Below are 14919 nucleotides of genomic sequence, written 5' to 3'. Positions count from 1 at the left end.
ACCTCCTAAGGATTTTCGTAGATGTCACGGGACGTTTACCCCGCTTATCCAATCCTTGTCATTGTGCGTGTCGTCAGCGGTTTTATTCTGGAACATTGCACCAAGGTGATTTTAGGGTCAATATTCCGGATGCATTGTCCAAAAGACTGATGGGAATAGGACCAGATGCGCACCATAACAGGAACCATGGTCTTGCGAGGAAGGACCATATTGTCCTGTATTCACACCATTTTGTCGCGTTATTATAAGGCAACGCTCGCATTCGCGAGGAAGAACTGGGGGTAACGTGATGCAATCGCACTATGATCTGATTGTCATTGGAGCCGGCGGAGGAGGGTATCCCGCTGCGTTAAGATTAGCCCAAAGTGGCCGACAGGTATTGATGGTCGATGAAAAGGGAAATTTGGGTGGTAATTGCCTCTATGAGGGTTGCGTGCCCTCGAAATCAGTGCGTGAGGCGACAGTTCTATGGAATCAAGTGGCCCGCGCCGGATTCTTCGGCTTAGACGCTCAAAGGGTGCAGGCGGATTGGGCCAAGATTCGTGCCTACAAAGACGGCGTACAAACCAGACGATACCAGCAGCATACCCAAGAGATTGCGAAGACGCCTAACCTCACGGTCATTCGCGGGCAAGCCTCGTTTACGGACTCTTATCAAGTGCAAGTCGACGATTGGGACCACCACGATCAATTTGTGGCCTCTGCTACAGATATTATTATTGCTACCGGGTCCGAGGCCCAACGATTATCGATTCCGGGATTTGACTTGACGTGGAACCATCATGACTTATTTGCGTGGAACGATACTCAACCCACGTTGCCGTCGGATATGGTGATCTTGGGTGGAGGATATATCGGCGTGGAAAGCGCGTCAATGTTGGCGGACTTAGGGGTAAACGTCACCATTATCGAAATGGCGCCGACAATTTTGCAAGGCATGGACGAGGATTTGGTGCAGGCGATTAGGGGACACGTCGGTCAGCGGGTAAAGATTGTAACGGGGGTAATGGTCGAAGCCATTGCCGAAAACAACGGACAATATGTGGTTTCAGGCCACAAGGTCCAAGATGCGCAGCCTATCCAGTTCCGAACGAGTCGCGTGATGGCCGCCGTAGGACGTGTGCCAAGCATCCCCTCGTCGCTACACCTTGAAAAAACGGGTGTCTATTATGATCGGCATGGGATTACGGTAGACGAGCGCATGCGGACTAATGTCCCACACCTCTATGCTTCGGGGGACGTTAACGGGTTGTCGATGTTATTTCATTCAGCCGTGCGGATGAGTGAAATCGTTGCTCAAGATATTATGTTAGGAGAGGATATGCACGACAGCTTTAACCCGCATGAAATGCCTACAACCGTATTTTCTCGTCCCGAAGGGTTGGCGGTGGGCTTGACCCGCACGCAAGCTGCCCAGCGTGGGATGGCCGTCGAGGAGTATACGCGGGCAATGGGCACAGAGGCTTGGGCCCAGATTGCCGGCGAACTGGATGGCTTCATGAAGTTCGTGGTGAGTCGTTCCACGGGGAGAATTGTCGGCATTCATGGCGTTGGGGTTGATGCCGCGGCCTTGTCAGCCGCTGCTCATATGGCTGTGCGCCTAGGGCTAACCCCCGCAGAATTAGGCCATATGACGTTTCCACATCCGACGCAATTTGAAATTCTTGACCGCTTGGCGCGCTCTATCTAAAGAGGGTGGCGGAGAAGCCGTGCGGGTCTTGGGTAGAATATCGCGCCGGCATTTCTTCAGGACCAAGGCTTTGGCCATCCTAAAAACCGCCTGATGCAAGAGTCTTCGTCCAAGAAGACCTTAGCAATCAGGCGGTTTTTTCTTGATACAAGGTTTGTGGCCTTCAACAGGAGACTAGAAGGCATTAGGCAATCGGTTCGAGGTCAAGAGAATCCGTCATGTGCTCTTGGGCATTGACCTCTAGTGACTGCTTCTTGGTTTCGGGAATGGCCACCATGGTAATGATTGCGGCCAGTGCGGCAATAGAGGCTAAGAATCCAATGGCAAACGATTCACCGAGTGCTTTGAAAATGGCTGGGAACACAAAGGCGGTTAAAGACGCGCCGAGTCGTCCAGATGCCACCGTAAGCCCTTGGACCAAACTGCGGACTTTCGTCGGCGCCAGTTCCACGCCTAAAATGCCTGAGGCTGAAACCGAACCGGGCCCGGCTTGTTGAATGAAATTTTCCAAGCCATAGAGCATCAGACCGATGAGAGGGATGGCGGCGGCTTCCGTACGGTAGAGACTAAAGGCCATGAGCGAGAGTGCCATGCCAATAAATCCCAAGACCTGTAGGGGTTTGCGTCCCCAGCGGTCGATGAGCAACAACGCGAGAATCCCGCCCGGCACGACAAAGGCAAACTCCATCACTAATTGAAAGGTCCCAGGCGAAAGACCGATGCCTTTGGCAATCAGGGAGGGCCCAAACAAGATTCCCGAATAAGCTACAATATCAAACAAAAACCAGAGAGTCGCTGCCGCGACAAAGCGTTTCCATTGATGGGCGAAATAGTACGATAAGGTATGTGTATCACGTACAGGTCCTTGCGGTTGCCATGCTTCGTGAGTACCGGCGACTTGTGCCACTACCTTTTCGACGCCATCACTATCCCCTGCGATGCGAGCCAAAAAGCGGGCAGTTTCAGGCATTTTCCGGCGCAAATAAATCACAGAGGCTGCGGGAACCGAGCCGGCGGCCAAGACAATGCGCCAGATGAGGTTGGGCGGAACATGCAAGGCTTGGAGGGCCAGATAGAGAACGGCCGCAAATGTGGCGCCAAGGCCCCAGGTAATGCCGAACCCTAACGCAATGCTCTTCCCCCGATCGGCCGCATTAGCGTGCTCGCCCATGATGAGAGGGGATAACACGTAGTCTGCTCCTACGCCGATGCCTAAAATCAGCCGCACAATAATGAGTTCGGGAATATTGGTGACGAACGCTTGGGCTAAGGCGGCTATGGCCATAATCAAAACATCTAACCCATAAAACGCCTTGCGGCCTTTATTGGCCAAAAACCCGAATACGATAGCGCCAATGGCGGCTCCGACAAGGGCCGACCCAGCGAGCATGGAGGACTCAAGACCTGTGAGACTTTTGACACCAAAGGAAGCGAGAGCTAAGGTCAGGACGATACCAATGGAGGATAGATCGTAACCATCGGTAAAAACCCCCATACCAGTCGTAAAAATGGACTTGCCATGAAACCAACTGAACTTGGCCTGATCCAACGGGGCAAACATACTTTTGGAACCGCTCATAAAAACCTCCTGCCAAAGATAAAGTGGGTTGTCACGGTTTTACACCGTCTAGCCACAGTGTAAAGAGGGCAGGTTATTGTTGTGCGATGATGCGGTTAAAGGTCTGTTATGAAGACATTATTAAAGACGCAATGGAGGCGGCTCAGTGTTAACATCCGGAAATAAAGCCCCCGCGCCGACGCTGCGGGGGCTTTTTGGGACGGGGGTTAATAGCGGTTTTGCGCGGCCATAGCACGACCTAAACGGCGCAAGATATCGGGCGCGTCCATGCGGTTCATCATGACTTCTAAAAAGACGAGACGGTCACGCGCTAGGTCCACAGCAGCCAAGGCCTCATCGAGGTCGCGCACCGTGGCAACTTGGCGTGTGAGAGCTGTACTGTCGCCAAAGACACGAGGGATGTCGTGATAACTCCACATGGGAATGTCGTTATAGGCTTCTTCGGGGCCGTGTATGGCGCGTTCAACCGTGTAGCCATCGTTGTTGATCAGGATGATGATCGGGTGCAGACGCCAACGGATAATCGTGGAAAGCTCTTGTAACGTCAGTTGAAAGGACCCGTCTCCAATGAGTAGGATATTGCGACGCTTAGGATCAGCAAGTTGCGTCCCAAGTAGAGCGGGTAAGGTAAACCCGATCGATCCCCAAAGAGGTTGACCAATGAAGCGGGTACCAGGGGGCAGGACGAGAGAAGTCGCACCAAAGTAAGCCGTGCCTTGGTCTGCAATGAGCACATCATGGGGGGCTAAAAACTGTTGAAATCGGGACCAAAAGTGCTCTTGAGTAATGGGGCCTTCCATGTCGGCGGGCAATATAGGGGGGACCGTGGTTGGATTGGGTTTATGCGCCATAGGGTGTTGGGACGCGTGCCGGGTCAGGGCATCTAGCAGCCACAACATATCGATTCCTTCGTAGCGCATCCCCTCAATGAGGGTGTGGTGAGGGTGAATGTCAATCACGGTGCTTAAGTCGATGTTATCGGTAAAGCTTCCGGTGATGGTGTCGATTAGTTGCACGCCAATGAGTAACAAACAGTCCGAACCGGTGATCTGTTCTTGAAGTTCATTGCTGCTCAGTGCTCCATGATACACCCCAACAAATTGAGGATGCGTTTCATCAATAATGCCCTTGCCCATGCTTAATGTGGCAATAGGCAGCCCAGTGCGTTCGATGAACGTCCGAACAAGATTTTGTGCATGATACCGGTCAACTTCAAAATCGGCTAGGACGAAGGGACGCTTTGCTGATGCGAGACGGTGAAGAATCTGTTCGAGCACCAGGGGGCCAGCATTATCACGAGGTGCCAACGGCCCAGAGGAATGAAGTAACGGCGCTTGAGGCGGTGTTGCGGGTTTGCCACTGACGTCCGACGGGAGGGCAATGTATACCGGGCGTTTCTCATACCAACAAATTCGCAAGACGCGATCAATTTCATCCATCGCGGTGTCCGGTTGTAACACGGTTTGCGCCGCGGTGACCTCTTGATACGCGTGCAGGAAATGTTGAAACTCACCATCGCCTAACGAATGATGAACTAAAAGGCCTTCGGCCATCACCGATGTAGCAGGTGTTCCGGTAATGGCCACTACCGGCACTCGTTCTGCATACGATCCGGCGACGCCATTGATGGCGCTGAGTTCCCCCACACCAAATGTGGTGATAAGGGCTCCGATACCTTTGATGCGGGCGTAACCATCGGCGGCATAGGCGGCATTGAGTTCATTGCGGTTCCCCACCCACTCAATCACGGGGTCTTCCATGACTTGGCTAAGAAAGTTCAGATTGTAATCGCCGGGCACTCCAAAGAGGCGATCAATGCCGAGTTCGGCTAAGCGGTCAAGGAGATAACGGCCAACGGTGTAAGGTGTTGTCATGGTAAGTCGCTCCTTCTAAAAAGTCAATGTCATTGACCTTTATCTTAGAGATCGTCATTTATTAAGTCAATATAATTGACCTAAATTCTCGGCAGGATTTTTCTAGACGCGAGTGGCGCTGTGCTATCATGAACGGGTCAGGATGTGATTCCCAGATCGCAAGCAACGCAGCCATTGAATGGCAGATTGGAGGATAACCCGTTGGATGAGCATCGCAAGGCCGAATTAAATCAAATCTTAGTGCTCTTTTATTTGGCCTACCGGACTTTTACGGATAAACCTGATCAGATTCTTTCGAATTATCATCTCCAGCGGGTGCATCACCGGATCTTGTTTTTTGTGGGCCACTTTCCTGGCCTCACGATCCAGCAACTGCTCACCGTATTGGAAGTGAGCAAGCAAGCGTTGCATCGCCCCTTAAAGCAACTCGTTGAGCTCGGGCTGATTCGCTATACGCCCGCGATTCATGACAAGCGCAGTCGGCTATTGACGTTGACCGATGCGGGACAAGCTCTTGAACAAGAATTAAGCGGTGGGCAGCGCCAATTTCTCGATCAGATTTTCCAGACGGCGGGAGAAGGGGCCGAGGAGGCATGGGTTCACATTATGGCGGCTCTTTCGGAGAAGCGGCCGGCATTTCATTTTGTTGAAGACTTACGCCGTAACACGGATGAATGATATTTTTGACGTTTGCAAGATTGTGATGGGAGAGGGTCAGACGATGAGCCGAGGTCGGGTGAACCTATGAGCTATCAAGGGTTACGCTATCATTTATCACTACCGCGCGTGGCGCGGCAGAAATTTCTTCCCCGCACGGCCAAAATGGGTGCGGTTTCGTCTTTACACTGGGAACCTGTGACCGAGCCTGCTGTTGCACGCAACAGTCAATGGATAAAGGTTAACCCCGTCTTATCTGGGATATGTGGCTCAGATGTTTCGCTTCTGTTAGGAAGCAGTTCTCCGTACTTGGCGCCTCTGACGCATTTTCCGGCCGTGTTAGGTCATGAAGTAGTGGCGCGAGTGGCTGTGGATGATGGGGACTGGGTGAAAGATACGTTGGTGACTGTCAACCCCTCTCTCTCCTGCTTGGCTCTAGGATCCCCCGAGCCATGTCCTGCATGCGCTAATCACCAGCCGAATTGGTGTCACTACCGTGGACGCCATGATTTGGGCCTGTTGATGGGCTTTCACCAAGATTATCCCGGAGGATTTGGTGAAGTGATGTGGGTGCCCAAATCTCAAATTCTTGCGATTCCGCCGCTGATGCCGCCATCGCGGGCGGTATTGACGGAACCGCTTACGATTGTGTTACACGGGTTGTCTCACGTGGATTGGACGCGAGTGCGTTCTGTGTTGGTGATTGGAGCGGGAACCGTGGGTCTTCTCACGCTATTAGCGCTAGCGGAAGGACCGTATGCGTTAGAGGTCTTCAGTGTGGCTCGTTATCCGCAACAAGTGCAGTGGGCTCAGCGTCTAGGGGCTAAGGTGGTACAGAGTTTGGAGGATGAGGCGATCACAGCTATTGCCGGTTCTCCGGCGCCACGCATGTGGAACGCGCCGGTGTGGCGGCCTTCGGGATTTGACTTGGTGATTGATGCGGCTGGCAGTCGTTCCTCGGTGCAAGACGCGCTAGGAATCACAGCACCTGGCGGGCAAATGCTATTAATTGGGGGAACAGGGGAGGTTCATCTTGATTTAACGCCGTTATGGTCTCGCGATGTGAGTGTCTTTGGCACTTTTGGCTATGGGAGCCAAGAGCGTGATCTGTTTAGCGAAGCGTTAGCGCTATTGGATAAAACGGAGCATCCGGTAGAGGACTTTGTGACGCATATCTATCCCGTGCGTGAATACCGTGAGGCTTTTCAAGCACTATGGAATAAGCGATCCGGTGCAATCAAGGTGTGTTTGAATGATTTTGGAGAATAGCGCTAAGCGGTGCGCCCGTCCTTTATGGCCCACCGCTTAGGCCTTGGAATAAACGTTTTGCCTGAATTTGATGTGTTTTGGGCTTCAAAGGGTGTTACACGAATAGGGTTATGATAATATCTTCAATATATTCCGATATAACGGACAATGGGGAGGGGTTGTGCTGGATAGAATAGCTATGGCTAAAAAAATGGCCGCCGAACGGGCCGTGGAGTTTGTCGAAGATGGTATGATGGTCGGTCTCGGTACGGGTTCGACGGCGTATTGGGCGATTCAACGGCTGGGAGAGAGGGTTCGCGAGGGCTTGAAAATTCAAGCGGTAGGAACTTCTGAAAGAACTGAAGCGCTCGCCCAAGCGGCCCAGATTCCCATTGTCGATTTTTCTCGCGTGGCGCAACTGGATGTGGCCATTGATGGGGCTGATGAGGTGTCTCGAGATTTTGCTTTAACGAAAGGTGGTGGCGGGGCTTTATTGCGGGAAAAGCTTGTGGCATCGGCAGCGTCCCGCTTTATTGTCATTGTGGACGACACGAAGCTGGTCCGCTATCTCGGAAAGTTTCCATTGCCTGTAGAGGTCGTGCCATTTGCCTGGCAATTGACCAAAAAACGGGTTGAGGCTGCGGGTTGTCGCAGTACATTGCGTATGCACGAGGATCAACCGTTTGTAACCGACAACCACAATTATATTCTGGATTGTGATTTTGGAGAAATTTCCGATCCCGCCAGTGTACATGGATACCTCAAGGCATTGCCGGGGGTAGTAGAAACCGGGTTGTTCATTAATATGGCCTATGTTGTCGTTGCTAGTGACGGGCAGCAGGCGGCATTGCATTATCCCGATGCGGGGTGAATCATGGCCGTATCGGGATATTGAAAGCGTGAATGACGCTACGATCTTGATGACGTCAGTGTTGGTGATGAGTTGAGGGATGGAGCTCACGCCGAGCCGCGAGACACGCATTAGAGAGAGCCATCGTGCGCGGGGGGTGAACAGGGCAGGCCCAGCAATTCGAAGCGGGATCCTGTTTTGGTGACATGCACGCCCGCAACATTGGAAAAGTGCAAAAACCGAGCGGACTGCCATGGCGCTTGCAATATGTGGAGGGTTACAGCTTTCAAGCAATCGGCGTGCGTGATCGCCACGACAAAGCCCGATTCATACCGAGTGCTCATGTCACTAAGAAAAGACATCATTCGTGTCCCAACGGCGCTAAGCTTTTCTCCATGACGAGGCGGGGATTCGGGGTCGCTTTTCCACAGTTGATAGCGGATGCGGTCGTTTTCTAACAAATCCTGGATACGGCGTCCGTCGAATTCGCCTAATCGAATTTCATGCAGGCGGGGATCAATTTGCACAGGCGATGCGTGGGTTTCTTCGGCCCAAATTTTTGCGGTGTCGATGCTTCGCTTTAGCGGGCTTGCGTATATGGCTGTGGGGGGTTGAATCATCCATTGGTGGGCAACCATGCGAGCTTCTTGGCGTCCTCGGTCCGTTAAGGGGGGATCGGCATGCTCGGATACCAGCATATCATTGAGATTTGCTTCACTTTCACCGTGTCTAACAAATAAAACGGATAAGGACATTCTAAAAGCTCCTTTCCCCTGTGCCGGGGGCATCTTCTCTTTCTAAGATATACTGTATTCGGTAAGTATAGGGAAATATTTACGGGATTTTAGCTAAAAGAAATAGGCGAGGTCGAGGGAAGCGGCCTCATATCCTGAGTCTCTGCGCATAGAGAAGATATGCGTTGTATCGCCGCCTGATGCGTGCGCTTTGGAGTGATCTCAAGCCCTGATCAGATAAATCCCATGCTTGTCGCCGCCATGGGGAGAAGCTATGATAGGAGTTAGGGATTTTGTGTGCCAGAGTTTTTGAGGTGATTACAGAGGAGCTGTATGGGTCATGGCAATGCGGTCATTTCTATACGATATTCAGGTGTCTTTGCTAGACATGCCGTGGCCGGTATGGCGTCGGCTGATGGTGCCAAGCACCATTACATTTAAGAAATTTCATGAAGCGATCCAGATCGCTATGGGCTGGCAGAGCTATCATTTATTCGAATTCAAGTATGGACCTTTGACCATCTCCTTACCCGATGAAGATTTTGTTGTGGATGACACGCATTTTGACGCACGCTGGAAGAAGCTTTCCTCGTTGAACTTGGCTTCATCGGATGTCATGTCCTATCTCTATGACTTTGGAGACAACTGGGTCCATTTGATTCATGTCAAAGGGGTCAGGCCTTTAGAGCATCGGCAGATGACTGTGCGTTGTACGGGTGGCGAAGGGGCATGTCCTCCTGAAGACGTCGGGGGCCCATATGGCTATGAGCAGTTCTTGCAAACCATCTATGACAGCGAGGATCCGGAAGCCAATCACTTGTTGGATTGGGCTGGTGGGACTTTTGACCCGTGGGCTTTTGATCGCAATCAGGTTAATGAAGAAATGGCGCAGCGTTTCAAGAAATGACGAGATGATTACGGCGGACGGATGACGTGGACGTGTGACGATGTTTTGCTTAATAACCAAAGTCCCCAGGGCTTATCGGCCCTTGGGGACTTTGGTTATGGCCGTTTATCCGATTTCTGGAGTGATAATGCGGCCCATGGCCCACACATTCCAGATTTGAATGACCGAGGTCGCTAAGATCAGGATGATCACCATCACCGGTGCTGCAATCCAGTGTACACCGATGGACAAAATGGCCACGGTGAGCAGTCTGCCCACATTCAGAGCGACTTCTCGGCTTAGGGTGTAACTCACACGTCTTTGGGTAATTTGGGGATCGTTATCCATGACGCCCATTGGAATGGTTTCGGAGGGGATCATGTAAAAGGGCAAAGTCAGTGCAAAGAGCACACCATAAGCAAAAATCCAAGGCCACGAGGATCCCGCTAACAGCAGTAAACCCGCGCCGATAATGCCCGCGACTCCCAAGGACATGGCTTGCATTTGTCGACTATCTCGCACATGGCGGGTCACGAGCAAGGAAGCCGCCATGCGTGCCAAAGCAGTTGCAGCGGTATAAATTCCTACCAAGGCTGCATTGTGGGTGGCAAAAAATATGAGAAAGAGTCCAGAGATGCTGGTGATGCCTTCGCGGGTTCCACGTATTACAACCGTCTTAATAATTAAGGCCCAATCGGGACGTTCTGCGACCACACGCCAGCTATCCGTTACGGGTTGCAGATGCATGGGCGGACCCATAGGGACGCCTGAGCTGACGATAAGGGCTGCTGCGTAAAGCGCCAATGCGGCGGCAAACACAATGAGATAACCGCCTAGACCTGAGAAGGTGCTGATGATGAACCCCGAAAACAAGGGAGCGGCCACTCCAGCAATGCTATTAATTGCACCGCTCATGCCGAAAAAATGCATGCGGGAATCTTTATCAATGGTATCGAAGGTCATGAGGTTAAACCCAAACCAGTACGATCCTTGGGCGATGCCGTAAATGATGCCTAACGTCAGGATCATGTGGCCAGCATGGTGGGACAAAAGAAGCAGAAGACCATAAAAAGCCATCGTTAAAAAGAGGCCCCAGCGGTAAGGGACTAAAGGGGGTTGGCCATGAAATACTTTTGATGCCGCATAAAACACGACGCTTAATGCCACAAAATATCCAATATTAAAGGTAATTAAGCCTGTCAAATCGTGAGCGACGACAAGCATAAACAAATTGACAAACACTGTCGCGACGGCGTTGGCGGTCTGAGCGCCAGAGAATGTGATAAGAAGCCATAGAGCGCCGCGAGAAAGCTTGGGCGAAGACAGGGACATGCCATTCCTCCTCAGGGGGTGCCTGCTCTCATTCCCAGGCATTCATCATGCTTACGCCATCGCTAGGCAAGACACAGGCGTCCAGTGCAGCGCTTGCGTGTAAGACCATAGACAAGGAACTCTTTCAGTTAGGCGGGAGTTTCTTGATGTTCGGTAGGTATGATATGCCTAGGAATCGCGTTGCATTATGCTACATTGATACCATATCGGGCGACAGGGTTCAAGGTGCCTGTCAGGTGGATTAGGGTACGGGGGCGAGTAGAGTTAGGACTTGCCGAGAATTACGAACGTAGGAGGGGACTTTTTGACAGTCGTTCAGCTTACCACTCATCAGCGCCAGGAATTGATAGATATTACCCGCCAGGTCCAAGCGGCCGTGACCGCTAGCGGCGTGCAAGACGGCATCGTGGTGGTGTTTTCCCCGCATACCACGGGCGGCATTATGGTGAACGAAAATTGGGATCCGGATGTGGGAAAAGATTTTCTGGCATTCTTGGGTCAGCGCGTTCCACACAACTTTCCAGATTTTCGTCATGGGGAAGGCAATTCGGATAGTCATATTCTCGTAAGCCTCGTGGGTTCGCAGGTTTCTCTTATCATTCAAGAAGGACACGTCATGCTTGGCCAGTGGCAGGGAATTTACTTCTGCGAATTTGATGGACCGCGAGAGCGGGCGTGTTGGGTGCAAGTGGTGCCAGTGTCGCACGTATGATGGGGACCAACCGTGCATAGGCATAAGAGAGGGATATTTCGCGTTTACAGGGCCAAACCGTGTCACCTTACGTCAATTTTAGCGTTATATGAATAGATGACGGCGAACGGTATGGCACCTATGATACAATGATTTGCAGTTTAATGTCTGGCTATCGGCAGGCGTCCACGTTTGGCGGAGACTTAGGCACACGCGGGAGGTTGTCGTGCATAATTTCAACGAACCGTTGCCGAAAAGGCAGCAAACGAAAAGCAAAAAAAAGCGCAGCAAATGGCGTTGGTGGCTTCCGTTAGGAACTTTAGGGCTCTTAGGAGCTTTGGCTGCTGGCGCATGGTGGAAATTAGATCCAGCCCATGCGTTAACCACGCCGCGGGTAAGTTCACTCAATAAAAGCTATGCCTTGGGTCAACAGCGTGTGACCATTTTGCTTTTAGGTAATGCCCTTAGCATTATTAACGGCAAGGACGTGACCAATCCTAAGGTGCGTGACCGCACTGATGCCATGTTGTTAGTGAGTGTGGACACAAAGACGGGAAAGGTTAGCGTGTTATCCATTCCACGCGACTCGTTGGTCGACATTCCCCATGTTGGTTATACCAAGCTTAATGAGGCTAACTATTTTGGAGGCCCTAAGCTGGCGGTACAAGAAGTCGAAAAGATGATGCATATTCCTGTAGATTTTTACATGGAAACGACCATGTGGAACTTTGCAGACATTATCAACCAAATTGGCGGATTAACCTTGTACGTGCCAAAACCCATGCACTACGGTGGGACCGGCAATTACTTGGATATCAATTTAAATAAGGGCTTGCAACATTTGGATGGGCAGCAAGTCCTAGAATTTGCGCGTTTTCGCCATGAGCCGATGGGGAGCATTGCACGCTCATTTCAACAACAAGAAGTGATTAAAGCCATTATGCACAAGCTTTTGCAACCCGCGAACTTGCCGAAATTGCCCCAAATTGCGTTGGAGCTGCGCAAGGATATCGTGTATACGAATTTGCATGACAATCAGTTGTTGGCATTGGCATTGGTGGCACGGCATGTGTCGTTGTCGGACGTGCAATTCGCAACGATTCCTGGGACGCCCACTACACGCATGGATCCATATATGCATGTCATGCTCGATTATTGGATCGATAATACGAAATGGGAGCGGTTGTTAGGTCAACAGCTGCTTATGGGCCAGCCCTGGACGAAAGCCGAGAAAGCGAGTATTCACTTTGTCGTGCGCAGTGGAACAGACACCCTCACGCAAGCGCAGCAGATGGCATCATGGCTGACACAGCAAGGATATACGGTCAATGAAGTCATTTGGGCCAATCGTCACAATCATGTGCACAACACGATTGTGAACTTCACAGGCGACGAAGGATTTGCCAATCAATTAGCCAGTCATATGGGGCCTGCTGGATCGACAACGATCGACAATAGTCCTTATCACGATGTTCCCCATCTTGATATGATCATTACGGTGGGGCAAGACTACAAGCCTAACTCATCGTCTTAGCGGTGGGGCGAGGTGAGATTTATGGTTTGACCATAAGAGCGCAGGTTTATGAGCGCTCTTGTTTTGTCGGGAATGTGATTATTCGGCGGGTGCACGATGTTGAGCGAAATGTCTTGCCGTTTCGAATCAGAGCGCGTACAATAAGCCAGAATTGACATCACAAACACCGAAGGGAGTAGATTTGAATGAGGGATGGATATGGCTTTACCATCGAACAAAACCCCGCGTGACCTTTTGCGGTTGTTGATTTTGCCGTTGGTCGACGGCTACTTTTTGTCTATGGTGGTTTCAGGTCGCTTGGACCATTGGAACGTGGCGGTGCTTGTGGGTCTATTGGCCTTTAGCGGAGCCGGAGTGGTCACGACCGCGTCTTTGTTGCCACACACTGCTACCCATTGGCGCGGCATGACGTTTATGATTGCTCGCGTCTACCTCATTATCTTACCCACGGCATGGCTGGCCACATTGCTGATGGGGCCTCTTCAGGCCATTGAATTGCCCTACCAAGGTATCTTTACTGCCTTAATCTTGTTGGGGACAGCCGCCAATATGTGGCCGACAAGTTTGCCGCATAAAGTGCGCGGTCTGTATAAGCCTCCACAAATGGTGGCGATTTTGATCTCCGTGATGATTATCTACGGGTTAGAAAGCCACCGGCTTTTACCGCTACACTTTCAGTTTAATCCGTTGTTATTTGCGATGGTGACTCTTTCCGTAGGGGTTGGCTTTCTGCTCACCTTGGCCGGTAGTCTTTTGCAGTGGAAATGGGGCGGACTAGACACGCCATTGGCCCGAAATTTTCTGGCCGCAGGAGGCAGCATTGTTCTCTTTATGGTGTCGTTGTCACTGCTCGGCGTTCCGGTACCGGGGCTATGGATTTGGAGTGCGGAAGGGCTCGCACTATTTGGCGCCGTATTTATTACGCGGTTGCGGCCCAAGAAACAACCTCTTTAAGGGAATGCTTCCGGGAGGGCCCATAAAGGGTTATCCAAAAACACGGCGTTTACGCCATCACGCTTGGCGTGTTCATAATCTTGAGAGTCGCAAAGACCGTATACGCCTGTTTGGATGTGGCACGTTTTGAGCGTACCGAGGTCTTCGCTATGGGTGGATTCCCAGTCCATATGCAATATATTGCAAGGAATCGTGCGAGCAACGGCCACGGGATCAAGCAGTTGGCCGCAATAGAGGGCAGCGCGTGCGACTTCAGGATCCTTTTCAAAGGCATACCGGAGTGAAGCGTGGTGAAACGACGAAAGTAATACCCGGTGCGACGCTCCGAATCGGTGAATTTTGTCCAACACCGCATCGACCAAGGTCAGTGACCGGTCTTTTAGTTCGAGATTAAGGGCGATGGGGGATTTAAGACCCAATAGGTCTTCAAGGCGGCAAAGGTGCTCATGGCCTGGGCCTTTGAGTTCCACGTCTTGTAATTCTTCCCATCGCCGCTCATTGACACGCCCCTGGGCATTCGTCGTGCGAGTGAGTGTGCCATCATGAATGATGACGACTTCGTGATCGCGGCTCAGATGTAAATCGCATTCGATACCATCAGCTTGCTCCAAAATGGCTTGACGAAAAGCCGCGAGCGAATTCTCGGGAAATCGTGTGTGCGACCCGCGGTGAGCCCACACAAACGGACGGGATGATGAGGGATATTGAAACATACCGGCACGTCCTCTCCAAAGGCGTATAGAGCCATCATAGCAAATTATTGTTTTGTGACATGCCGTTATTCTGAGGTGTGGAGAAATTCACTTCGGCGTTCTTACCAAAGGAGATAGATTTATACACAAACGGCATGACCTATGGATCAATGGAGGTACGAGAAGAGTAGGTCGCAC

At 51.4% G+C, this 14919-nt stretch carries 13 protein-coding genes; 8 read left to right on the top strand and 5 right to left on the bottom strand.

From position 1 onward, the window contains the following. Positions 1-289: 289 nt before the first annotated feature. Positions 290-1690, top strand: coding sequence for a dihydrolipoyl dehydrogenase (locus CO251_RS13115; RefSeq protein ID WP_103376268.1), 1401 nt, complete (start codon positions 290-292; stop codon positions 1688-1690). 184 nt (positions 1691-1874) lie between these two features. On the opposite strand, the gene CO251_RS13110 is transcribed toward CO251_RS13115, so the two are convergent. Both CO251_RS13110 and CO251_RS13105 read right to left on the bottom strand, forming a co-directional pair. Then, positions 1875-3269 (bottom strand): MFS transporter, encoded by a 1395-nt coding sequence (locus CO251_RS13110; protein ID WP_103376267.1) that lies wholly within the window; start codon positions 3267-3269, stop codon positions 1875-1877. Between the two features lie 206 nt (positions 3270-3475). Next, complete coding sequence (locus tag CO251_RS13105) at positions 3476-5143, bottom strand: alpha-keto acid decarboxylase family protein (protein ID WP_103376266.1); 1668 nt, start codon at positions 5141-5143, stop codon at positions 3476-3478. Positions 5144-5344: 201 nt separating this feature from the next. On the opposite strand from CO251_RS13105, the gene CO251_RS13100 reads away from it, so the two are divergent. The 3 genes from CO251_RS13100 to rpiA all read left to right on the top strand — a co-directional run bounded on the left by CO251_RS13100 (position 5345) and on the right by rpiA (position 7919). Further along, entirely contained in the window at positions 5345-5821 is a 477-nt protein-coding gene (locus CO251_RS13100) for a MarR family winged helix-turn-helix transcriptional regulator (RefSeq protein ID WP_103376265.1), read from the top strand. A 66-nt stretch (positions 5822-5887) separates the two neighbouring features. After that, positions 5888-7069 carry a zinc-binding dehydrogenase gene (locus CO251_RS13095; protein WP_103376264.1) on the top strand — a complete coding sequence of 394 codons (1182 nt, stop codon included), beginning with the start codon at positions 5888-5890 and terminating at the stop codon, positions 7067-7069. A 160-nt stretch (positions 7070-7229) separates the two neighbouring features. Next, on the top strand, positions 7230-7919 hold the full coding sequence (rpiA, locus tag CO251_RS13090) for a ribose-5-phosphate isomerase RpiA (protein WP_242968598.1): 690 nt from the start codon (positions 7230-7232) through the stop codon (positions 7917-7919). A gap of 110 nt (positions 7920-8029) precedes the next feature. Here the strand turns inward: rpiA and CO251_RS13085 are convergent, their stop codons facing one another. Beyond that, entirely contained in the window at positions 8030-8653 is a 624-nt protein-coding gene (locus CO251_RS13085) for a histidine phosphatase family protein (RefSeq protein WP_158246349.1), read from the bottom strand. 319 nt (positions 8654-8972) lie between these two features. Between CO251_RS13085 and CO251_RS13080 the strand changes: the two genes are divergently transcribed. Beyond that, complete coding sequence (locus tag CO251_RS13080; RefSeq protein WP_103376261.1) at positions 8973-9539, top strand: plasmid pRiA4b ORF-3 family protein; 567 nt, start codon at positions 8973-8975, stop codon at positions 9537-9539. Between the two features lie 105 nt (positions 9540-9644). On the opposite strand, the gene CO251_RS13075 is transcribed toward CO251_RS13080, so the two are convergent. Further along, positions 9645-10850 (bottom strand): MFS transporter, encoded by a 1206-nt coding sequence (locus CO251_RS13075; RefSeq protein ID WP_103376260.1) that lies wholly within the window; start codon positions 10848-10850, stop codon positions 9645-9647. A gap of 304 nt (positions 10851-11154) precedes the next feature. Here CO251_RS13075 and CO251_RS13065 point away from each other — a divergent pair, with 304 nt between their 5' ends. From CO251_RS13065 to CO251_RS13055, 3 genes are all read left to right on the top strand, one after another. Beyond that, positions 11155-11562: a secondary thiamine-phosphate synthase enzyme YjbQ gene (locus CO251_RS13065; protein WP_103376258.1), complete on the top strand. Its 408-nt coding sequence runs from the start codon at positions 11155-11157 to the stop codon at positions 11560-11562. A gap of 205 nt (positions 11563-11767) precedes the next feature. Then, positions 11768-13075, top strand: a complete 1308-nt coding sequence (locus tag CO251_RS13060; RefSeq protein ID WP_103376257.1) for an LCP family protein — start codon at positions 11768-11770, stop codon at positions 13073-13075. A gap of 198 nt (positions 13076-13273) precedes the next feature. Next, positions 13274-14029, top strand: coding sequence for a hypothetical protein (locus CO251_RS13055; RefSeq protein WP_103376256.1), 756 nt, complete (start codon positions 13274-13276; stop codon positions 14027-14029). On the opposite strand, the gene CO251_RS13050 is transcribed toward CO251_RS13055, so the two are convergent. After that, the gene (locus CO251_RS13050; RefSeq protein WP_103376255.1) at positions 14026-14742 is read right to left on the bottom strand and encodes a glycerophosphodiester phosphodiesterase family protein; all 717 of its coding nucleotides are present in this window, start codon (positions 14740-14742) and stop codon (positions 14026-14028) included. The two genes, CO251_RS13055 and CO251_RS13050, sit on opposite strands and share 4 nt — an antisense overlap. Positions 14743-14919 lie beyond the last annotated feature (177 nt).

Source organism: Sulfobacillus sp. hq2 (assembly GCF_002903155.1).
Lineage (GTDB): Bacteria > Bacillota > Sulfobacillia > Sulfobacillales > Sulfobacillaceae > Sulfobacillus > Sulfobacillus thermotolerans.
This window is presented reverse-complemented; position numbering and strand designations above follow the sequence as displayed.

Bases quoted from the DNA above. Each gene is read 5' to 3' on its own strand.
- CO251_RS13115 (WP_103376268.1), top strand. From the start codon at position 290: ATGCAATCGCACTATGATCTGATTGTCATTGGAGCCGGCGGAGGAGGG.
- CO251_RS13110 (WP_103376267.1), bottom strand. From the start codon at position 3,269: ATGAGCGGTTCCAAAAGTATGTTTGCCCCGTTGGATCAGGCCAAGTTC.
- CO251_RS13105 (WP_103376266.1), bottom strand. From the start codon at position 5,143: ATGACAACACCTTACACCGTTGGCCGTTATCTCCTTGACCGCTTAGCC.
- CO251_RS13095 (WP_103376264.1), top strand. From the start codon at position 5,888: ATGAGCTATCAAGGGTTACGCTATCATTTATCACTACCGCGCGTGGCG.
- CO251_RS13085 (WP_158246349.1), bottom strand. From the start codon at position 8,653: ATGTCCTTATCCGTTTTATTTGTTAGACACGGTGAAAGTGAAGCAAAT.
- CO251_RS13080 (WP_103376261.1), top strand. From the start codon at position 8,973: ATGGCAATGCGGTCATTTCTATACGATATTCAGGTGTCTTTGCTAGAC.
- CO251_RS13075 (WP_103376260.1), bottom strand. From the start codon at position 10,850: ATGTCCCTGTCTTCGCCCAAGCTTTCTCGCGGCGCTCTATGGCTTCTT.
- CO251_RS13055 (WP_103376256.1), top strand. From the start codon at position 13,274: ATGGCTTTACCATCGAACAAAACCCCGCGTGACCTTTTGCGGTTGTTG.
- CO251_RS13050 (WP_103376255.1), bottom strand. From the start codon at position 14,742: ATGTTTCAATATCCCTCATCATCCCGTCCGTTTGTGTGGGCTCACCGC.